Annotated in this window: 14 protein-coding genes; 3 read left to right on the forward strand and 11 right to left on the reverse strand. The window is 64.2% G+C overall.

Translation table 11 applies throughout. The features are described 5' to 3' along the window. Window positions 1-47: 47 nt before the first annotated feature. From EL255_RS07665 to EL255_RS07700, 8 genes are all read right to left on the reverse strand, one after another. Complete coding sequence (locus EL255_RS07665) at window positions 48-689, reverse strand: energy-coupling factor ABC transporter permease (RefSeq protein WP_042651498.1); 642 nt, start codon at window positions 687-689, stop codon at window positions 48-50. Between the two features lie 109 nt (window positions 690-798). Then, window positions 799-1,641 carry a pyruvate formate lyase 1-activating protein gene (gene pflA / locus EL255_RS07670; protein ID WP_084228200.1) on the reverse strand — a complete coding sequence of 281 codons (843 nt, stop codon included), beginning with the start codon at window positions 1,639-1,641 and terminating at the stop codon, window positions 799-801. Between the two features lie 65 nt (window positions 1,642-1,706). Next, window positions 1,707-4,643 carry a sensor domain-containing phosphodiesterase gene (locus EL255_RS07675; protein ID WP_042651499.1) on the reverse strand — a complete coding sequence of 979 codons (2,937 nt, stop codon included), beginning with the start codon at window positions 4,641-4,643 and terminating at the stop codon, window positions 1,707-1,709. A 359-nt stretch (window positions 4,644-5,002) separates the two neighbouring features. Then, on the reverse strand, window positions 5,003-5,422 hold the full coding sequence (locus EL255_RS07680; RefSeq protein ID WP_042651500.1) for an ion channel: 420 nt from the start codon (window positions 5,420-5,422) through the stop codon (window positions 5,003-5,005). Between the two features lies 1 nt (window position 5,423). Then, window positions 5,424-6,449: a DUF2955 domain-containing protein gene (locus tag EL255_RS07685; RefSeq protein ID WP_042651501.1), complete on the reverse strand. Its 1,026-nt coding sequence runs from the start codon at window positions 6,447-6,449 to the stop codon at window positions 5,424-5,426. An 8-nt stretch (window positions 6,450-6,457) separates the two neighbouring features. Further along, complete coding sequence (locus EL255_RS07690; RefSeq protein ID WP_042651502.1) at window positions 6,458-7,552, reverse strand: HlyD family secretion protein; 1,095 nt, start codon at window positions 7,550-7,552, stop codon at window positions 6,458-6,460. Between the two features lies 1 nt (window position 7,553). Continuing rightward, window positions 7,554-9,017 carry an efflux transporter outer membrane subunit gene (locus tag EL255_RS07695; protein ID WP_232018918.1) on the reverse strand — a complete coding sequence of 488 codons (1,464 nt, stop codon included), beginning with the start codon at window positions 9,015-9,017 and terminating at the stop codon, window positions 7,554-7,556. A gap of 58 nt (window positions 9,018-9,075) precedes the next feature. Beyond that, window positions 9,076-10,128 carry an AI-2E family transporter gene (locus EL255_RS07700; RefSeq protein WP_232018919.1) on the reverse strand — a complete coding sequence of 351 codons (1,053 nt, stop codon included), beginning with the start codon at window positions 10,126-10,128 and terminating at the stop codon, window positions 9,076-9,078. 613 nt (window positions 10,129-10,741) lie between these two features. On the opposite strand from EL255_RS07700, the gene EL255_RS07705 reads away from it, so the two are divergent. Both EL255_RS07705 and pbpC read left to right on the forward strand, forming a co-directional pair. Then, the gene (locus EL255_RS07705) at window positions 10,742-15,580 is read left to right on the forward strand and encodes an alpha-2-macroglobulin family protein (RefSeq protein WP_042651505.1); all 4,839 of its coding nucleotides are present in this window, start codon (window positions 10,742-10,744) and stop codon (window positions 15,578-15,580) included. Window positions 15,581-15,623: 43 nt separating this feature from the next. Further along, a complete protein-coding gene (pbpC, locus tag EL255_RS07710) occupies window positions 15,624-17,936 on the forward strand; it encodes a penicillin-binding protein 1C (protein WP_197720938.1) in 2,313 nt (770 codons plus the stop codon). Window positions 17,937-18,003: 67 nt separating this feature from the next. Here the strand turns inward: pbpC and EL255_RS07715 are convergent, their stop codons facing one another. Continuing rightward, window positions 18,004-18,963 carry a hypothetical protein gene (locus EL255_RS07715; RefSeq protein WP_042651506.1) on the reverse strand — a complete coding sequence of 320 codons (960 nt, stop codon included), beginning with the start codon at window positions 18,961-18,963 and terminating at the stop codon, window positions 18,004-18,006. 178 nt (window positions 18,964-19,141) lie between these two features. Here EL255_RS07715 and thiI point away from each other — a divergent pair, with 178 nt between their 5' ends. Then, window positions 19,142-20,590 carry a tRNA uracil 4-sulfurtransferase ThiI gene (gene thiI, locus EL255_RS07720; protein ID WP_042651507.1) on the forward strand — a complete coding sequence of 483 codons (1,449 nt, stop codon included), beginning with the start codon at window positions 19,142-19,144 and terminating at the stop codon, window positions 20,588-20,590. 70 nt (window positions 20,591-20,660) lie between these two features. Here the strand turns inward: thiI and EL255_RS07725 are convergent, their stop codons facing one another. Both EL255_RS07725 and EL255_RS07730 read right to left on the reverse strand, forming a co-directional pair. Further along, window positions 20,661-21,053, reverse strand: a complete 393-nt coding sequence (locus tag EL255_RS07725; RefSeq protein ID WP_042651508.1) for a hypothetical protein — start codon at window positions 21,051-21,053, stop codon at window positions 20,661-20,663. Between the two features lie 101 nt (window positions 21,054-21,154). Then, window positions 21,155-21,787: a trimeric intracellular cation channel family protein gene (locus tag EL255_RS07730; protein WP_042651509.1), complete on the reverse strand. Its 633-nt coding sequence runs from the start codon at window positions 21,785-21,787 to the stop codon at window positions 21,155-21,157. Window positions 21,788-21,987 lie beyond the last annotated feature (200 nt).

The following is a 21,987-nucleotide window of genomic DNA, read 5'->3' on the forward strand; positions in this document are numbered from 1 at the left end:
AGCCCGCAGCTGCGGGCTTTTTTGTGGGTCTCATATTTCATAAGGGGTCAGCGCCCCAGATATTCCCGATCGAAGAAGGTGTTGACCCAGTGGGGGCGGTAGACCGCGAGCAGGGTCATGGCCATGCCGTTGAGCAGGGCCTCGGGGAAGAGCAGCAGCGGCCAGATGGAGAGATAGTCGGCGCCTATCACCTGCCAGCTGTAGCGCGCATCCAGCCCCATCCACAGGGCGCTGGCGATCATCTTGACCGTGATGCTGAGGGCGCCGCCGAGGAAGGCGGCCACGAACAGGTAGACGAACAGGTGGCGGGGCAGCCAGGCCCAGCTCGCCAGAAACAGCAACCAGCTGGTAGCGACCGGCAGGCCTATGCCAATCAGTGCCTGCCAGCCCAGATCGGCCAGATCGGTGATGCCAAAGTAGCCGAGGATCAGCAGGGTGAGGCAGGGGGCGAGCAGGGCGAGGCGCCAACCCAGCAACAGGGTCAGGCTGGTGAGGCCGAGAAAATGGATCTCCAGCCCCTCATGCAGGCCGGCTCGCAGGGTCCAGAGCGGCACCAGGGCGATGGCACCGCCCAGACAGAGGTGTTGATAGAGGGGGTTGTCATGCAGGGTGCGCAGCAGGGAGCCCCGCAGGCTGAAGATGAGCAGCATCAGCCAGAGCAGGAGGGCGGCGACTTGTCCTTCAGTCATGGCATCTTCCTTGGCATCTAATCCTCAGCGGATGAACGAAAGACGAGCGTATCGACAGGATGGCCCGGGTGAAGAAAAGGGCTGCCCCTTCCGAGTCAGCCCTTTGTCATCAGTATTTAACGTTGGGGTGGTACTTGCCGAGGATGCCCTGGACTCTGTCCATGGTCTCCTTGCTGGGGGGTCTGATCCCGGTCAGATCATAGTGATCACCCAGCACGTCCCACTTGTGTTTGCCGAGTTCATGGTAGGGCAGCAGCTCTACCTTCTCGACACAGTCCCCCAGCTTGGCGATGAACTGGCCGAGGCCCTCGGCGCTCTCGTCATCGTCGGACCAGCTGGGTACCACCACGTAGCGGATCCACATGTTCTGGCCCCTTGCCGCCAGATAGCGGGCAAACTCCAGGGTGTATTTGTTGCTGACGTGGGTGAGCGGGATGTGCTTGTCGTCGTTGATCTGCTTGATATCGAGCAGCACCAGATCGGTGTTGTCGAGTACCCGATCGAGCAGCTCGTCGTAATGGCGCACGAAGCCATTGGTATCGAGGCAGGTGTGGATCCCCTGCGCCTTGCAGGCGGCAAACAGCTCGGCGATGAACTCTTGCTGCAGCATGGCTTCCCCACCGGAGGCCGTGACGCCGCCGCCGGAGGCATTCATGAAGTGGCGATAGCTGGTGAGATCGCTCATCAACTCGGGCACAGTGACCTCGCGGCCGCCCTGGGTGTCCCAGGTATCCCGGTTATGGCAATACTTGCAGCGCATCAGGCAGCCCTGCATGAACACGATAAATCGGATGCCGGGGCCGTCGACCGTGCCGCAGGTCTCAACGGAATGGATCCGGCCAATAACATCGGTACTGCTGGCATCGCTGGCGGCAGGGCTCCGGTGTGTGCCCCCGCAACTCTCGGCAGAGCCGCTGGTTTCAACGGCAGGGATCCGGTTTATGACTGACATAGACGACTCCAATGATTCGAGCAGGCCGTTATTTTATTACATAAAGCCCTATAAATCCTACATGTTTAGTCTGGGGACGGGACCCCCAGCAGCCGTTCGAGCGCCTTGACCGTGAGCGGGCGACTGGTCAGGAAGCCTTGGTAGTGCTGGCAGCCCAGCTGCTTGAGCACCTTGAGCTGCTCCTCATCTTCCACCCCTTCGGCTGTCACCGTAAAGCGAAATACCTGGGCGAGATCCAGGATCGCCTTGACGATGGCCCTGTCCTGTTCGCTGTGGACCAGCGTCTGGATGAAGCTTCTATCCAGTTTGACCTCGTCGGCTGGCAAATCGCGCAAATAAGCGAGGGATGAATAGCCGGTACCGAAGTCATCGATGGAGATCAGGAGGCCGAGAGCCTTGAGCTGGCGGATCTTGGCGATGCTCTCCAGCCGGTTTTCCAGCACCACTGATTCGGTCACCTCGAGCAGCAGGCGGGAGGGGGGCACCCCGGTATCACGCAGAATGTACTCCACCTGCTGCACGAAACCGGCGGTGTGGAACTGGCGGGCGCTGACGTTGACCGACAGATGGGGAATGACCAGGCCCTGGTTGAGCCAGAAACTGTACTGGGCACAGGCAGTCTTCATCACCCAGTAGCCTATCTCCTGGATGAGGCTGGTCTCCTCGGCGATGGGGATGAACTCACCGGGGGGCACCATGGTGCCGTCGCTCTTCTGCCAGCGCAGCAGGGCCTCTGCGCCGGAGAGCGCGCCGTTGTCGACCCGGTACTGGGGCTGATAGTGCAACTCCAGCTCGTTGTTGCGCAGGGCGTCGCGCAACTGGTTGTTCAGGGAGAGCTTGTTCTTCTCTTTCTCGGCCATGGCCTCGCTGAAGAAGACATAGCTGCCCTGGCCCGAGCGCTTGGCCATGTGGGAGGCGGTATCGGCCTGCTGCATCAGGACCATATGATCCTTGTCTTCGTCACAGAAGAGGCTGATCCCCACCGAGGCGCTGCAGTGCAGCTTGTGATCGTCGATATCGAACGGGTTGCGGAACATCCCCATCAGCTCGCGGGCGAAGTGCTCCGCCAGGATCTTGGCGGTGACATAGCCCTGGCCCAGGGTCGTGAACAGCAGCGCGAACTCGTCGCCCGAGGTGCGGGCCAGCACCAGATTCTCCTGTGGCAGGGACTTGAGCCGCTCCACCACGGCCCGCAGCAGCAGATCGCCGCAGGCGTGGCCGAGGGAGTCGTTGATCGACTTGAAGTTATCGAGATCCAGCAGCAGCAGGGCGCCCCATTGTCCGCTCGGGGCGAGCAGGGTGCGCTGCAGGATGTCGTTCAGGCTGCGCCGGTTGTAGAGGCCGGACAGATCATCGTAATAGGCGAGCTGCTCGATGTGGCGGGCCGCCTCTTTTTCCTCGGTGATGTCGTAGAAGCTGCAGACGAAATGGGAGATACCGCCGGCCCCATCCTTGACCACGCTCACCATGAGCCGCACCGGGAAGAGGTGGCCACTCTTGTGCAGGCACTGCTCCTCGCCCAGCCAGAACTCCTGCCTGAGCACGGCCGAGATGACCTCGTCCCTCAGGCTGTCGCCATAGTAGGTGGGTCGCAGCGACTCGAAGTGAAGGCCGATCATCTCATCGTCCCGAAAGCCGGTGATGCGGGTGAAGGAGGCATTGACCTTGAGGATGATGCCGTTGTCATCCATCACCAGCAGGCCATCGTGGGTATTGAAGGCCACCTCCGCCAGGCGCAGGGCATCGTCACTGGCGAGGCGCTGCAGCTCGATGGCCGCGCGTTCACGCTGGCTGTTGAGGGCATCGAGCAGGGGCATGGGGTCGGCAAGGGGGGCGTCGAGCAACAGGGTGAGCTGGCCAAGCGGAGAGGCCGAGCCGATGGCCAGGGGGATGCCGACGTAGGCCTTGGCCTCGGTCTTCAGCAGGCGTGTCGCCTGCGGGTAGCGCAGGGGCAGGTCCTCCACATAGAGCGCCTGGCCATGGAGGAACAGATCTTGACCCGGCCCCAGGTTGATATTGACCGGCCTGCGGGAGACGAAGGCGCCATCCTTGTGCACGCAGTGCGGGATCAGCCAAAGCTCCTGCCCCCTCGGCTGATATTCACCGAGCCAGCCGATGCGGGCCCCGCTGGTGGCCATGGCCCAGCCGATCAGGGCGCGGCAGTAGTCGTGGCCGGTCTTGCTGGCCAGCTCGGCGGGCAGTGACAGGGAGGGCTCAGGCTCGGCCTGTGCCGGTTGCCAGTGGCCCAGCAGCTGGGCACAGTGGCGCACCAGTTGCAGCACCTCCTCACCGAGCTGGGTCGTCTCGGCATATTCGAGGCTGAGTACCCCGATGAGTTTCTCCTGCTCCAGCAGGGCGCCATCCAGGCGGGAGCTGACCTGGGTATCGGCCAGGTAATAGTGCTGGCTCAGCATGGGCTGATGGGCCGCCTCCGAGAAACTCAAGGCGCCGCGGGTGCGCAGGGCCCGGATATAGCGGCTATCCCCGCGGATGGCACCGAGAGAATCAACCCCCAGGCTGAACACCGGGCTCAGTTGCTCGCTGCCGAGCGGGCCGTTGGCCTGGTAGTGCCAGAGGATCAGTCGATCGGCGCCAAGGCATTCTTTGAGGCTTTCCAGCATGGCCGCATATTGCTGCTGGCTGGCCATCTGGCTCAGCCGTGGCAACTGCAACGCCAGATTGGCGGCACTCTCATTGCGCTGGGTCTGCAGGCAGATGAGCCAGAAGGCGTCCTGTTCATGGGAAAGTGAAATGTGCCACTGCTGATCGGCGAAGCGCACCAGCAATTTGCCACCCTGGCCGCTGGCGAGCCGTTGCTCGACGGGCAGGCGCAGGGCATCCGGCAACTGGCTTGGCCAGGCGCTCCTGGGCTCATCCAGCCAGTGGAGCGGGGTCTGCATCACATCGGTCAGGGCGACCAGCCGTTGGCTGCGGGTGTCCAGGCGAAAAAACAGCGGTGCCTGGCTGGCAGAGGGGAGGGGACTGAGCGCGGTAGACGACATGAACTGGCACTATCCTGTTGAACAACTGTCGGATGGCAAGAATACTGCAAAACCGGCCCAAACGAAATTTCACGCCATCAGAAACCCACCCCCTCGTGTTCGCCCAATCTGATGACGGATTAAAGGTTTCCAATGGAAGCCCATTTCTGGCATTAGCCCCTTAGTGCCCTCTCCACCCTGCTGGTACGGGAGATCAAGCGTAAGGGCTCCGCCACCGCGACCGAACAGATCGCCGCGAGCTGAGGTTAGGGGCACGGGCGAGCGGTCGGCCCCAAGCCACCTGAAATGAGAGAGGGGAGCCATTGGCTCCCCTCTTTTTTATGTTTTCGAACGCCCGGCGAGAGGCGCTATTCGTGGCACTACTGGCCGAGTTGCTTGCGAATGTGATGCTGCAGGACCGCCAGCATGCTGGCGCCGGACAGGCCGATCATCAGGGCGCCGTTGACCGCCTCCAGCGGGCCAAGCAGCTTCCACTGTGCGCTCATGACGATGTCGCCATAGCCCAGGGTGGCAAAGTTGACCCCGGAGTGATAGATGGCCTCCTGCAGGGTGGCAAACTCCCCCAGCCACAGGAACAGGGCGCCCCAGAGCGTGATCTGCAGCAGGTTGCCCGTCAGCACTATGATGATGATGCCAAACAGGGCCAACACCCCGGCCAGCACCCCTTCCCGTTCATGGAAGTGATTGATGTAGAAGCGAATACCGCCGACGGACACCGCGGATTGCAGCAGCATATTGGCCAGGATAACGGGGATGCCGACCAGTAAAATGGATAACATATCACTCTCCTATCTGTGTTTCTGCCGCCGGTCGGCCAACAGGCCACCAGCGCTCCAGGGTCACGATGCACAACCAGCCATAACCGGCCACCAGCAGATACAGGCCGCACCGCATCGCGGCCGCCAGCCAGACGTCTTTGCCGGTCGCACTGTCTTCGATGGCCGGACCAAACAGGATCAGCGCCGTGATCCAGGCATTGCTCCAGAACGAGGGCGGGAAGCGACCCGGCACCAGCCGTACCAGGCGCCTGGCCAGCCAGAGGGTCATCAGGCCCAGCATCAGCACCAGCATCAGCAGAGAGGGCCAGATGCTGAGCCCCATCCAGAGTACAAAGGCCAGCAGGGCACCCATCAGGGTCGACAGCACCAGCTCCTTGCCCGCGTGCTTGGCGTTGAGTGAGGTGCTCTGCTGCGCCAGCGCCACCGTCTTCATCACGGCGGGAATGTAGAAGGCCGGGTTGCCGAGTGCCAGCAGCCAGACCGGCAGCACTATCACCACGGCTCGCATCGCCAGCCGGGTCGGCTGATCGGGGCGAGAGGGGGCCTTGCCCGCGGCGGCGGTCGTGGGTTGGGGAGGGAACAGCGCATGGCTCAGCAGATTGACCAGGGTGCCGATCAGGATCCCCACCCCCATCATCTGGGCGATGGAGATGGCCAGCGTCTGCTCGATGAGGCCCGCCACCGGGATCACTGTGATGGCCATGATGAGTAGCATGGCGGATGCCCCCTTGCCGGCCATCGACTGTTGCATCAGCAGATAGAGCAGCAGGGCGATGAGCAGCACGGCCGCCAGGGCATAGTGGGTCAGCAGGGGCACCAGCAAGACGCCGCCGACCATGATGGCGAGCAGCATGAGACCCCCGACCAGCCCCTTGCGCAGGGCGAGCGGCTCCCCCGGGCGGCACAGTACCACCCAGGCCATGATGCAGCCAAGGTGTGGCATGGGCAGGGCCAGCCCATAGCAGATCAGGGTGGCGAGCGCGATGCCAACACCAATCCTGAGTACCGCACGATCTCCGTTATGCATAGGGCTCATCAGTACAGGAAGGAGCAGAGGCTCATCAGGCGAATGTAGAGGGCGCCCAACAGGTTCATCAGCCCGCCCTCATCCGCATAGACCAGCACGTCGGCCTGACCGCCGACCCGCAGCGCGGCAACCGGTGGCAGATCGTCTTCGGTGAAGGCGACCTTGACCGGGAAGCGTTGGGCCTGGCGCAGCCAGTCACGGTTGTTGTCCACCGTCGGCAGCGACCCCGCCGGCTGACTCTGACCATCACCCACCCCGTAGCCGATGCTGCGCACCTTGCCCTTGAAGATGCGGCCGGGCAGGCTGTCGAGCAGGATGGCGACCTCATCGTCAGGCTGAATGTTGGCCAGGTTGTTCTCGGTCAGATCGGCGGAGATCCAGACGTCGTGGATGGCGATCAGGGTCATGGCCGGTGCGCCGGCGCCGATGAACTGGCCGACGTCGGTACTCAGGTCAGTGATGAGGCCGCTACCGGGCGCCACCACCAGGGTATTCTTCCGATCCAGCTCCGCCTTGTGCACCGCCGAGCGGGCGCTGAGCAGCTGGGAGTTGTTCTCACCGTTCACCCCTGCGGCCTCGATGGCGCGGCGCACGTCGGCCTCGGCCGCGGCCACCTGGCTCTTGGCCGTCTCGCGGGTAGCCTGGGCGACCTCGAGCCGGCGGACCGAAATGGCACCCGGATCTTCCCGATAGAGGCGCTCCTGGCGATCGGCATCCTTGGCCGCATTGTCATAGGCGGCGCGCATGGCCTGCAGGCTTGCCTCTGCGGCTTTGATGCCTTCACCGCTCGCCTTGACGCTGCTGAGTACGGTCTGGTAGTCGGAGCGCGCCTTGGCGAGGGCGATGTCGTAGGGTTCGGGATCGATCTCGAACAGGGAGGCCCCTGCAGACACGTCCTGATTGTCCTTCACATAGACTTGGCGGATCTGGCCCGATACCTCGGCGGCGACGGGGACCACGAAGGCCTGCACCCTGGCCTGGGAGCTGTAGGGCGTCAACCGATCGGCCAGCAGATACCAGATCAACAGGAGGACGATCAGCCCAAGCAGCCCCAGGGTGGAGCGGCGGCTGGCCTGGCCGGGGGAAGCGGAACTGTCAGTCATTCTATTTTACCTTCTGAGCCGTGGGCTGGGGCTGAGTTGCATCGAGCAGGGGCGCCCAATCTGAGTTGGTCCTGAACTGGGCATCGACTTCTGGCGTCACCAGGGGACGCTGTCGCCCCTGTTCCCATCCGCCACCCAGTGCCTTGTAGAGAGTGATGAGATCGCGCATCCGGGCGCCGCGGCTGTTGACCAGCCGTTCCTGCTGGTTGAACAGGGCGCGCTGGGAGTCGAGTACTCGCTGGAAGTCGGCCATCCCTTCGCGGTACTGGGTGTTGGCGATATCCAGCGAGCGGCGAGCCGCCGCGCCGGTTTGGCCCAACAGCTCGATCTCATCCTGGCCGTTGGCATAGGCCACGGCGGAGTCGTCCACCTCGCGGGCCGCCCGGAACACGGTGTCGCGGTAGCGTTCGTGCAGTTGCTGGAAGCGGGCATCTTGCACCAGCACCTGATTGCTGAGGCGGCCGCGATCCAGCAGATCCCAGCTGATGGCGGGGCCGGCAGCCCAGGAGAAGGTCTCGCTGCCACCGCCGGTGGCGCTCACCCCCAGGGTGCCGAGCAGGGTGATGGAGGGATAGAGCTCGGTCTCGGCCACCCCGATCAGCGCCGACTGGGCGGCCAGCTGCCGCTCCGCCACCCGCACGTCGGGACGGCGGCGCAGCAGATCGGCAGGCATCTCGGCGACCAGCGCGAGCTCGCCCTGCGGGATCACGCCGGTGCCGGGGAGCATCTCGGGGAGCGGACCTGGCACCCTGGCGAGCAGGGTGCTCAGGGCATTCTGGCTCTGGCGCAGGCTGGTTTCGAGTTGTGGAATGCTGGAGAGGGTCCCCAGGTATTGGGTCTTGGCCTGCTGCACGTCCAGCTCGGCGTTGTTGCCGCTCTTGAACAGCCGCTCGGTGATCTCCAGGCTGCGTTGCTGGATACGGGCGTTCTCGTGGGCGATCTCAAGGCGGGCCTCCACTGTCCGTATGCTCACATAGAGCTGGGCCACCTGGGCGATCATCAGGACCTGGATGTCATCGTACTGCGCCAGGGTGGCGAAGTAGTTGGCATCCGCCGCTTCCACCCCACGCTGGAACTTGCCCCAAAAATCGAGCTCCCAACCCAGGTTGAAGGCGGCGCCATAGCTGCTTCCTGAAGTGCTGTGGCCGTTGCGAGTCTGGCCGGCTTGCAGCCATTCCCCGCTGGCGACCGTGGCTTGAGGACCGAGCAGGCTCTCGGCGATGCCGAGCTGGGCCTGGGCCTCGAGGATGCGCAGACCGGCGATCCGCACATCCGGATTCTTGACCAGGGCCTCCTCGACCAGGGCGCTCAGCACGGGATCATTTAACTGGGTCCACCACTGGCGATAGTCTGCTGCGCGGGGGGAATCCTTGAACTGGCTCTCGCTGGCGCTTTGCCAGCCCGCCATCTCCTTGACCTGGGGGGGCTGATAGTCTGGGCCGAGCACGGTACAGGCGCTCAACAACAGACATGCCCCCCCTGTGAGCAGGGGGCGCATAAGGTAACGATCGGGGATCATGCGTTTATTTATCCGCAGCCACTTTATCCGCCGCAGCCGGACCTTCGTTGACCCAGGCCATGAAGATGCGATAACCGATGGAGAGCAGGGTGGCACCGATAAACATCCCGAGGATGCCACTGGTTGCCATGCCGCCAAGAGCACCCAGCAGCACTACCGGCATGGGGGCATCGACCCCACGGCCAAGCAGCAACGGCTTGAGCACGTTGTCCGCCATCCCTGCGATGACCAGCAGAACGGAGTAGATGATGTTGGCCACGGTACCGTTATCCCCGGTCGCCCACATGTAGGCGATGGCCGGACCCGTTATCAGAATGACAGGCACCTGGGCGATGCCCAGGATGAGGGCGAGGATGAAGAAGATGCCGACGCCCGGGATCCCTGCCAGTGACATGACGATACCCGCCAGCAGCGCCTGGATGAAGGCCACCCCGATGACGCCCTGAGCCACGGCCCTGATGGTGCTGGTGCAGAGCTTGGTCAGCGCCAGCCCCTTGCGTTCATCGGTAATGCGCATGGCGATGCGATCGGCACTGACTGCGCCCGGAGCACCCCAGGCCATCATGATGCCAGCCACGATGAAGGAGGCGACAAAGCCCAGCAAGCCACCCCCCATGCTGGCCAGCATGCCCACCACCTGCTTGGCGAGATCACCCAACTGTGGGCGGTAGCTGTTGATCAGGCTGGGCAGATCCATCGAGGCTTTCAGCCACATGGCGTGCACTTTTCCACCCACCAGCGGGATCTCGGCGATGCTGGCGGAAGGCGCCGGGATCACCAGGGTGTTGTTGTTCACCTTGTCGACCAGGGTGCTGACGCTGTCACCCAGGGAGCTGAGCATGGCGACGGTCGGCGCGACGATCAGCAGCACCCCCAGCAGGACCAGCAGGGTCGCTGCCTTGCCCTGTTTTCCACCGAGCCGCGTGGCAAAACGCTGGTGGAGCGGATAGAGGGTGACCGCCAGAATGAGGGCCCACAACATCATGTTCATGAAGGGGGAGAATACGGTAAAGCAGAAAGAGCCCAATGCCAGGATAAGACCGAACTTGATGAACATATCCAGGAATCTGGCAACCAACCTTTTTTCGACTACGGACAGATCGTTATTTTCCATTGTGGTGTTATCCCAATCAGTAATGAGTGCACAACCATCCGTGACCAGCACTAAGTCCAGGCCTGCGGATAACTGCAGTCGCAATAAAATAAGCTAGAAAGTATTTCAATATGGAGATGAGTGTTTTGTAGAGTCTCGTCACCTGTTTTCATCCATGGAACAGATAAGTCTCACTGCAGGGTGGGGGTCAAGATAACATCATAATTATTAAGTGTTTATCCCACCTCGCGCTGTGCATCTCTTCTCTTCTCTGGGCTCGACCCGTAGTCGAGCGCAGAGAATAAAGAGTAGCCAAAATCGGCACAAGCGATCTATAGCTCCCAGTTTAGCTTGGGTTCAGAAAACTGGTGGACATCATTAACTATAAAATAGTTATCTAACAAGGAGATTCGTATGGATTATGTGTAAATCTCGCTTGTTTAAAAACAACATGGGGTGATGCTTACTGTTATCGGTGCGGATCACCCCGAAATGGGTTTTGTGTTACCCGGTCCGGATCCCTTATTCTATTGGCCATTATGCCGTGAATGCGGCAACCCAATCCGGGACCAAACCTATGTACCTCTCCGATTCCAACCTCGTTTCCCGCCTCTTGCATCTGTCGCGCCCCTGGCCTGCGCTCTTGCTGGCGGTATTGGTCCTGGCAGGCTGTGGCCCTGACAAGCCCGAGCCCACCGCTCAGGCGCCCGCAGCGCGGCAGGAGGAGGGCGCCCCGACCGAGATCAGCCAGGCCAATGCCCGCCAGTACCGGGATGCACCGGCGCTGGCGCTGGTCTTCTCCGGTCCGCTGGCGCCGAGATCGAGCTGGCAAGCCTGGCTCGGGGTGACGGAGGGGGGCAAGCAGGTGCAGGGGGACTGGATCCTGGCCGAGGATGGCCGCACCCTCTACTTCCCGCAGGTTCAGCCCAACAAGAGTTATGAGGTGACCCTCAAGGCGGGCCTGGGCCCTGCCCCCCAGAGCTGGACCCTCAAGACCCGGCCGCTGGAGGCCGGTGCCTCCTTCGCCGCCAGCGGCATGGTGCTGCCACTGCGCCAGGAGCTGCGCCTGCCCATCAACGGAGTCAACGTGGATGAGGTCAACATCGACTTCTTCCGGGTAGACGCCGACTATCTGCCGCGCTTTCTCGCCGAATACAGGCCCGGCGCCGGTATGGGCAACTGGGAGCTGGAACAGATCACTGCCCGTGCCAAGCGGGTGTTCAGCGGCCGCTACGCCCTTGAGCTGGATCCCAACCGCCGCGAGACTCGCCTCATCAACGTGAAGGAGCCGCAGCTGGCCGAGGCCGGGGTCTATTTTGCGGTGATGTCGCCCCTCGGTGACTACCGCTGGCGCAAGGAGACCACCTACTTCGCGGTGAGCGACATGGGGCTCAGTGCCCGCCGTTACCCGGATCAGCTGGAAGTCTTCGTGAGCTCCCTCGCCAGCGCCGCCCCGCTCAAGGATGTGCAGCTCTCCCTGCTCGATGAGAAGGGCAACCGGCTGCAGGTGCAAAGCTCGGACGCTCAGGGCCATCGCCGCTTCGAACAGGTGCAGGGCGCGCGTCTGCTGCTGGCGGAGCAGGGCAGCCATCTGGCGGTGCTGCGTCTCGACGGCGCCGCCCTCGATCTCTCCTCCTTCGATCTGGGCACCCAGCCCTGGCAGGCCCAGCAACTCTATCTGTTCAGCGGCCGGGATCTCTATCGTCCCGGCGAGCGGCTCGACAGCGAGATCCTGCTCAAGGGGCAGGATGGCCAGTTGCTGCCGGGCATGGCGGTGGAGCTGGAGGTGAAACAGCCGGACGGTCAGCTGCTCGAGCAGAAACGGCTGCTGCCGGATCATCTCGGCGCCGCCCATTACGGCCTGCGGTTGCCGGAGGATGCGCCGCTCGGGCGCTGGAACATCACCCTGAAGACCGCCGCCGGCAGCCGCTTCGAGTGGCCCTTCCTGGTGGAGGAGTTCCTGCCTGAGCGGCTCAAGCTGCAACTCGGCCGTGGACCGGATGGGGAACTACTGACCCAAGAAGCGGCACTGACGCTGCCATTGCAGGGGGATTACCTCTACGGCGCCCCCGCCAGCGGCACCAAGGCCAAGGCGGAGGTGAAGATAGGTCGCGCCACCATGCCGTTCACCCAGTGGCAGGGCTTCACCCTGGGGGATGTGCTGCTGAGCGAGCAGATCAGGGAGCTGGAACCCGTCAGCCTGACTCTCGACGAGAAGGGGCAGGGGCAGGTCGCCCTGGGGGAGCAGCTGGAGAGCGTGGCCGTGCTGGGGCCGCTCGAGGTCGCGTATCGGGTGTCTCTGTCCGAGCCGGGTGGCCGTGCGGTCAATCGCGGCCGCACCCAGTATGGCTGGCCCGAGGGGAGCCAGTGGCCGGCCCTCAAGGCGGACTTCGTGGCAGACAGGGTGGAAGGGGGCGCGCCGCTGCCCTTCCAGATCCTCAACCTCGATGAGCAGGGCCAGCCGGTGGCCGGTGAGGTGAAGGTGCGCCTCATCAACGAGTATCGGGACTATTACTGGCACTACGCGGGTGGGGAGGGGTGGAAGTATGAATTCAACAGCCAGCCCTATCTGGAGCAGGAGCAGAGCCTGCAACTGGATGGCAAGGAGCCGACCAGGCTCAGCCTGCCACTGGCCGCTGGCTGGTATCGCCTCGAGGTGGAAAACAGCCAGGGCCATCAATCCAGCCTGAGGGTAGAGATCGGCAGCTACGCCTGGGGCGGTGGTGGCGAGCAGGCGCGACCGGACAAGATTGCCATCAGTCTCGACAAGCGGGCCTACCAGGCCGGCGACAAGGCCAGGGTAACGCTGGTGGCGCCCCGTCCCGGCAAGGGGCTGCTGTTGGTGGAGGATGGCGACGGCCTGCGCTGGTGGCAGCGTATCGAGTTGAAGGAGGGGCGCGGCGAGTTCGAGATCCCCGTCAGCCCCGAGTGGCAACGTCATGACCTGCATATCTCGGCGCAGATCGCCGCCCCCGACAGCGAGTCGGTGCCAATGAGCCAAAAAAGCGTGCAGAGTCTGCGATCTGTCGGCCTGGTGCCCCTGGTGCTGGACAGAGAGTCCCGTCGCCTGCCGCTCACCCTGAGTGCGCCGGACAAGGCGGTGCCGCTCACCCGGTTCGAGGTGGCGGTGACCTCGACGCCGAACAGTCAGGGCCGGGTGGTGCTGGCGGCGGTGGATCGGGGTGTGCTCAACATCAGCGATTACAAGCCCCTCGATCCGTTCGAGATCTTCTTCGGGCGCAAGCGCTTCGCCCAGGACTTGTTCGATAACTACGGTCAGGTGATCCCGCCTCAGGATGGCAAGCTGGCTCGCCTCAGCTACGGTGGCGATGCGCCGGCCCTCAAGAAAGGCGGGGCGCTGGAGAGCCGGGTCGAGATCGCCGCGCTCTGGAGTGGCGAGGTGAGCTTCGATGAGGCGGGCAAGGCGAGCATCCCGCTGGAGCTGCCGAACTTCAACGGTGAGCTGGCGCTGATGGCGCTGGCCTGGAACGAGCAGCAGGTCGGCCAGGCGGAGCGCGCCGTCAAGGTGGTGGCCCCCCTGGTGGCCGAGATAGGCTGGCCGCGCTTCGGTGCCAGGGGAGATGAGACCCGCGCCCTGGTGCAGCTGCGCAACATGAGCGGTGAGGATCAGAGCCTGTCGCTGGCCTGGACCCTGAGCGGTGGCTTGCAGGCAGGCGGCGAATTGCCCGAGACCCTCAACCTCAAGAATGGTGAGGAGCGCTGGCTGACGCTGCCGCTCACCGTGACCGGGGCGAGCGGGGTGGCCCGCCTGCAGCTGGCCGCCAGCGGCAAGGACTTTGCCGTGAGCCGCGACTGGTCGCTGCCGCTGCGCTCCCCCTGGCCGGCGCAGACGCGTCAGCGCTACCAGATGCTGGTGCCGGCGCAGCAGATGAGTTTTGCCCCGGCTGAGCTGGCGGGGCTGGATCCCGCCAATCTGCAAGGGCTGCTGAGTCTCTCCGGTACCCCGCCCTGGGATCCGGCGGCCCAGTGGCAGGCGTTGGCGCAATACCCCTATGCCTGCCTGGAGCAGACCCTGTCGCGCGCCTGGCCCTATCAGCTCAGCACCGCCGCCGAGCGGGAGGCCTGGTCACAGAATCTGCCCAAGACAGAGAAACCGCTGAGCGAAGCCGAGGTGCAGCGGGCCCTGTTGCAGCGTCTGCAACGGCTGCAGCTGCCGAGTGGCGGCTTCGGCCTGTGGGATGGTCGCTCCGACGAGGAGCAGTGGCTCACCGCCTATGCCGCCGACTACCTGCTGACCCGCAAGGAGGCCGGCGAGGCAGTGCCGGAGGCCATGCTCAATCAGGCGCTGGGCCGCCTGCAGAGCTACCTCACCGACAGCCAGTATGGGGAGCGCTGGAGCAGTGCCCCCGAGCACAGCCGCCTGGCCTATCAGGCCTACAGCGCCTTCGTGCTGGCGCGGGTGGGCAAGGCACCGCTCTCCGCCCTGCGCCTCATCTGGGAGCAGCAGGCGGATCACGCCCGCTCCGGCCTGCCGCTGCTGCACCTCTCCCTGGCCCTGTCGGCCATGGGGGATGAGCAGAGCGCCGCCAAGGCGTTGACCCAGGCGCTCGGCGTCGAGCGCGGGGATGACTATCTGGGGGATTACGGCTCGCCGCTGCGGGACGGGGCCCTCGAACTCGCCCTGCTGCGCCAGCACCGACTGGCCGCCGAGCGCTGGCCCGAGCTGAGTGCCAGGCTGGCCGAGGTGCTGGCCCATCGCCAGTGGCTCAGCACCCAGGAACGGCTCGCCCTGCTGCGCTTGGCGCAGGCCGATCCCGCCACCGACTGGCAGGCCAGGGTGGACGGTGCGAGTGGTAATCGCTCGCTCGCCGGCGAGGCCAGCGTGCAGCTAGGGGCGCCCGAGGCGCTGGTGGCCACCCGTGTCACCAACGAGGGCAAGGGCTCCCTTTATGTACAGCGCACCCTGGTAGGCTACCCGGAGCAGGCGCCCGAGCGCATCAGCCAGGGGATGAGCGTGACCCGCAGCTGGTTCACTGCCGAGGGTCAGCGTTTCGATCCCGCCAAGGTCAGGGTCGGCGATCTGGTGGTGGTGCGACTCAACGTGGCGAGCGAGCAGGCGGTGCCCGACGCCCTGCTGGTGGAGATGCTGCCGGCGGGGTTCGAGCTGGAAAATCCGGCCCTCGGCAACAGCATCAAGCTGGAGGAGCTCAGCATCGAAGGCAAACCGGCCTGGCAGAGCGAGTGGAACGACTACCTCAAGCATCAGGAGTACAGAGACGATCGCTACACGGCGGCGCTGGATCTGAGCGAGGGAAGCAACCAGCAGCTGGTCTACCTGATGCGGGCTGTGACGCCGGGCCGTTATCGGGTGCCGCCGACCCAGGTGGAGGACATGTACCGCCCCGAACTGCGCGCGGTGGGACAGGATATCCACGAGGTGATCATCTCTGAATAAGGCGTCATCGCCGGACGCGAGCCGTCCGGCCAGCCAGCGGGGCCTGGCGCTCGTCCGCAAGGGGTGGCGTGCCTGGTCACGCTGGCCCCGTTGGCTGCGGATCACCGGCGGCGGCCTGTGCGGTCTGCTGCTGTTGTTGCTGATGCTGGATCGCCTCTTCCCGCCGCCGCCGCTGGATCCCGCCTATGCGCGGGTGGTGCTCGACATGCAGGGGCGACCGCTGCGAGCCTTCGCCGACACCAGCGGGGTGTGGCGCTACCCGGTGACCCTGGCGCAGGTTTCCCCCCGCTATATAGAGGCGTTGCTCGGCTACGAGGATCGCCACTTCTGGCAACATCCCGGGGTCAATCCGGTAGCCATGGTGCGCGGGGTCTGGCAGTGGCTGCGCTATGGGCGGGCCGTCTCCGGCGGCTCGACCCTCACCATGCAGGTGGCCCGGCTGATCGAGCCCTATCACCGCAGTGTGCCGGGCAAGCTGCGCCAGATGGCGCGGGCGCTGCAGCTGGAGTGGCACTATGACAAGCGCACCCTGCTCACCGTCTACCTCAACCGGGCCCCCTTCGGTGGCAATCTGGAGGGGGTGCAGGCGGCCAGCTTCGCCTATCTGGGCAAGAGTGCGGCCAAGCTCAGCCATGCCGAGGCCGCCCTGCTGGCGGTGTTGCCCCAGGCGCCGAGCCGTTACCGCCCGGATCGCCACCCCGAGCGGGCGCGCGCCGCCCGCGACAAGGTGATGCTGCGGCTGGTCAAGCAGGGGGCCTGGCCCGAGAACGTCTGGACTCAGGGACGGATCGAGCCGGTGCTGGCGCGGGGCCATTTCACTCCCATGGAGGCGCCGTTGTTTGCCCGCCTCGCCGCCAGCAGCCAGCCGGGCGCTCTGGTGCACACCACCATAGACGGGGATCTGCAGCGCTGGCTGGAGGCTCGGGTGGAGAGTTATATCCGCCGCTTCCCGGAGCAGACCTCGGCGGCGCTCTTGCTGGTGGACAACAGGACCATGGCGGTGCGCGCCTATGTGGGCAGCGCCGAGTACGGCAACCTGCGGCGCCACGGCTACCTCGACATGGTGCAGGCGATCCGCTCCCCCGGCTCCACCCTCAAGCCGTTCATCTATGGGCTGGCGCTGGATGCCGGGCTGGTGCACGGGGGCTCCCTGCTCTCCGATGCGCCGCGCCTCGGCTCTGACTACAGACCCGCCAACTTCAGCGGCGCCTTCCAGGGGCCGGTCACCCTGACCCAGGCGTTGCAGCAATCCCTCAACGTGCCGGCGGTGCAGGTGCTGGAGGCGCTGGGCCCCGACACCCTAGTCAACCGGCTGGACAACGCCGGCGTGCGGCTGGCGCTCTCCGACAAACCCAATCCCGCCATCGCGCTGGGGGCGGCGGGCATCCGGTTGGAGCAGCTGGTGGCACTCTACAGTGCCCTCAGCCGGCAGGGGCAGGTGGCGATGCCGGTCTGGCAGGCGGGCCAGCAGGCCATCTCGCGCCCCCTGCTGAGCCCGGGTGCCGCCTGGATCATCTGGCAGATCCTGAGCGCCCAGGGGCGGGCGGATCAGCCCTTCGCCAGCGAGGCGACCGGGCGGGTCAACCGACTGGCCTGGAAGACAGGCACCAGCTACGGCTATCGCGACAGCTGGGCGCTGGGGGTGTCCGGTCGCTGGACCCTAGGCGTCTGGCTGGGGCGTCCCGATGGCACCCCCTTGCCCGGCTTCTACGGCCAGAGCGCGGCCATACCGCTGCTGCTCTCTGTCTATTCACGGCTGGGGGATAACAGCCCCTTGCCGGTGCAACCCAATACCGTCAGCGAGGCCAACATCTGCTGGCCGCTGGGGCGCCGTGAGCGCGCCACCCTGCCGGAGGCCTGCCTGCAGCATCAGCGCGCCTGGCTGCTGGAGGAGCGGGATCCCCCCACCTTGCCCGATCCCATGGATTGGCCGTCGCCGCTGCGCAAGGTCGCGCTGACGGCGGAGGGCAAACCGACCCTGGCCCGCTGCGGCAATGCCAGTGACTCGGCCTGGCGGGCGCTCTGGCCCCTGTCGCTGGAGCCCTGGCGGGATCCTGCCGAGCGGCGCAGGGCCCTGCTCGCCGGTGGCTGCGCCGGGGAGGCGCGGGAGGCGGACCTGCAGGCGCCGATCCGCATAGTGGCGCTGGGGGAGGGCAACTTCATCCGCAGTCAGCGCTATCGTCTGCAGCCCAGGGTGCTGGGGGGGATCGGCAAGCCGCACTGGTTCCTCAACGGCCAGCGGCTGCGCTGGGACGGGGATCAGGTGTTGAGCGAAGCGGGCCGTTACCAGCTGGTGGTGGTGGACGAGGCGGGCAATAGCGATCGTATCGAGTTTCGACTGGAGAATCCCTCCTGAGCAGGAGGGACTTTCGCTGGACTTGGCCCGACCCGGTCGAGTGAGGGTATATGGGCTGCTGCGTGGGTCAGGGCTTGACCTGACCGAGCCGGGTGAAGAAGTGCTGGCTCTTGCGCTGGTGGAAGTGGCTCTTCTTGATGGGGTGGAAGACGAGCCCGGTATCGGGATGGCTTTCCTTGAGCCGATGGATCATCGCCATGGCCGGCAAGCCGGTGCTGATCAGCGTGGTGAGCGGCAGGCTGCGGGTCTCGCCCCCCAGCAGCAGATTGAGCCCTCGCTGGGCCTGCTCGAAGCGGGTCAGCACGGCGGGCTCGGCATAACCGCTGCCGAGCATGGCGAGCAGGGCATCGAGCGCCTGGTGAAACTCGGCCAGCTGCTGGCGAAAGCCGCTGCGGGCGCGCAGGGCGATCAACTCGTCAAAGGCTATCTCGCCAAGGTGAGTGGGCACTTGCAACGGGATCTCGAGATGGAAGCAATCCTGGCCGCCCCTGTGGTGGTAGCGGGATTCCAGCAGGTGCAACAGGCGATCCAGGTAATCGTGATCGGTGATGAGCGCCCCCTCATTGGCGAGTGCCCACTCACGGGCGAGACGCATGGAGAGCAGATTCGCGAAGCGCCGCGCCATCCTGATCCCGCCCTCGTCCTGGCTGGCGAAGCCCGCCGCGAGGCAGAAGCCGTGCAGCCGCTCCAGCCCGGCCTGGGCCGGGCAGAAGCAGTCGTGATTGGGGCTCGCACGCCAGCGGTCGATGAGGTCTCTGTTGCCAAACACCTTGTGGCGGGCGAAATCGGGGGCGAGGAGGCCGCCGAGCTGGCTCTCCAGCTGCGGGGTGATGGCCGCAAAGAAGCTGGCATCCGGCCGCTCGGCCAGCAGATCGGTCTGCTGGCGCAGGCGCTCCAGCAGAGCGGTGAGGCCGCTCTTCTCGCTGACGGTAAAGACGAAGGCGAGCCGCTCCAGGTAGATCAGGGCAAACTTGAGCCAGAGCTCGTCCCGTACTTCCATGCCGGGGTAGTAGATATAGGTCTTCATCGAATCGATCTGTTGTCGAGCATGTTGCCAAGGCGCAGGCTCGGGAATATACGCAAGAAGGCCGCCGCGTCGCAAACATTGCGTGGGGAAATGTGAGCCGGTGCTCAGCCAGTAGGCGCTGCCCCTAAACTTCTGATATAATTCGCGCCCTTAAATCGAGGCCACCCGAGTCATCATCATGAAGTTCATTATCAAGCTGTTCCCGGAAATCACCATCAAGAGCAAGTCAGTGCGTCAGCGCTTCACCAAGATGCTGCAGGGCAACATCCGTAACGTGTTGCGCCGCTTCGACGACGATGCCCGCGTACGGATGGACTGGGACAAGCTGGTCGTGAGCTCCCGCAATGATCAGTTCCACGCCCAGTACCTGGAGACCCTGGCCTGCATCCCCGGCATCCAGTACTTCCTCGAAGTGAAACTGAGCAACTTCACCGACTTGCACGACATCTTCGAACAGACCCGTGCGGTCTGGGGCGATCGCCTCAAGGGCAAGACCTTCTGCGTACGGGCCCGTCGGGTCGGCAAGCACGACTTCAGCTCTCTGGAGCTTGAGCGCTACGTGGGCGGTGGTCTCAACCAGCACTGCGAAACCGCCGGTGTGCGCCTCAAGAAGCCCGATGTCCAGGTCAATCTGGAAGTGGAAAACGATGAGCTCTACATCATCAGCGCCGTGCACCACGGCATGGGCGGCTTCCCCATGGCGACCCAGGAAGATGTGCTGAGCCTGATCTCTGGCGGCTTCGACTCCGGCGTGGCCTCCTATCAGTTCATCAAGCGCGGTTGCCGGGTGCACTACTGCTTCTTCAATCTGGGCGGTGCCGCCCACGAGATCGGCGTGAAGCAGGTGGCCTACTACCTGTGGAGCAAGTTTGGCGCCTCCCACAAGGTGCGTTTCACCGCCATCGACTTCGAACCAGTGGTGGCCGAGATCCTCGAGAAGATCGACAACGGTCAGATGGGCGTGGTGCTCAAGCGCATGATGATGCGCGCCGCCGGCCAGGTCGCGGAAACCTTCCAGATCCCGGCGCTGGTAACCGGTGAGTGCGTGGGTCAGGTATCCAGCCAGACGCTGACCAACCTCAATGTGATCGACCGGGTGACCGACAAGGTGATCCTGCGTCCGCTCATCACCTGGGACAAGCCGGACATCATCAGCGAGGCGCGCCGCATCGGTACCCTGGAGTTCGCCGAGACCATGCCGGAATATTGCGGCGTCATCTCCAAGAAGCCGACCATCAAGGCCGTGCTGTCCAACATCGAGGCGGAAGAGGGCAACTTCGACTTCGCGATCCTGGACAAGGTGGTGAGTGAGGCGCGCTATCTCGACATCCGCCGCATCGGCGAAGAGACCACCGCTCAGGTGCAAGAGGTGGAGACCACCCAGGAGCTGGCCGCAGGCGAAGTCATTCTGGACATCCGCTCCAGCGATGAGCGTGATGAGAAGCCGCTGGTGGTGGAAGGACGCGAGGTGATACATCTCCCCTTCTTCAAGCTGGCGACCACCTTTGGTGATCTGCCCAAGGAGCAGACCTATCTGCTCTACTGCGATCGCGGCGTGATGAGCAAGCTGCAGGCGCTCTATCTGAAGGAGCAGGGCTTTGACAATGTGAAGGTCTATCGCCCTTAACGGTGGGATTGCCGCCAAATAAAAAAATCCGGCCAAGTGCCGGATTTTTTTATTTCACAGAGGTAGCCGCTCAGGGGCAGGGCACAGGGGTAAAGGTCTCCTGGCCCTGGCAACGCCAGCCCATCTCGGCCTGACGCATCTGCCACAGATTGTTGCTGCGAAACAGGGTCAGGATATAGATCATGTCACTCTTGTTGCCATCGAGGGCCACCGAAAGCACCAGATCATTATCCAGTTGCTGGGCGTGGATGCGACTGGGAACGTCGCTATGGCCGACGAAACGTCGCGCCACTTCACGATAGTCGTTGACCCAACCCTGCTGGCTGCTGTTCGCCTGACGGATCTGTTGGTTGAACTGCTGCACCGGCGTCGAGGCCAGGCGGCCGAACAGGACCTGTGCGCTGGCATGAGCCGCGGCCACCGTCATCAGAACTAGCGTGGTAATGAGCCCAAGTTTTTGCATGAGGTATTCCGGCTTAAAACGACCACTGTATGACAACAGAAAAGCCAGCTTGGTTCAATGCTACCTGTTCGGGAGTGCGATATCGCTCATTCGGGGCTGACTCAGTGGCGTTGCAGCGAGAAGGTGGGCAGCGACAGGTGCCAGTAGATGGCTGCCACCCGCAAACCGAACACCCCGATCATGCTGATCAGCATGGCGGCGACCCTGTCCACGTTACACTCCAGTGCCACCGTGTAGAGGATGCCCCCCAGGATGCAGGCGGTGGCATAGATCTCCTTCTGCAGCACCATGGGGACCTCCCGCGCCAGCACATCCCGGATCATGCCGCCCGCCACCCCTGTCATGGTGCCCATCAGCACCGCAATCAGGCCCGATGTGCCGAAGTTCAGCGCCTTCTGTGCCCCGATCACGGTGAACAGGGCCAGGCCGAAGGCGTCCGCCACCGGCAGCACGTACCAGGGCATGCGCCTTGGCAGCTTGACCATCCACATGCCAATCAGCGCCGTGGCGATGACCACCCAGATATAGAGGGGATCGCGCACCCAGAATACCGGGGTGGCCCCCAGGATCATGTCACGTATGGTGCCCCCGCCGATGGCGGTCACCGCCGCCAAGACCATGACACCGAAGCCGTCCATGCGCAGCCGGCCGGCCACCAGTACCCCGGAGAACGCGAAGACCGCAGTACCAAACATGTCGCTGATGTAAACAATCTGCTCAACCAGTGTCTGCATGGAGAACAACTCACGTCCGATAGATGATGGGGCGGCGATTTTAGGGGCAAGTCAGGCGAGTGAGCAATCCTGGAGTGTAAAAATGGGAGCCAGGCCCAGTTTCCAGGGGCTGGTGGTCAGGAGGTGCCGGCGAAATGACCGTTTCCCACCCATCGGGAGGGAGAGACGGCTCTTGGCCGAGGAGGGCGGCTTCGGAGTCG

Source organism: Aeromonas encheleia (assembly GCF_900637545.1).
GTDB classification, from domain to species: Bacteria; Pseudomonadota; Gammaproteobacteria; order Enterobacterales; family Aeromonadaceae; genus Aeromonas; species Aeromonas encheleia.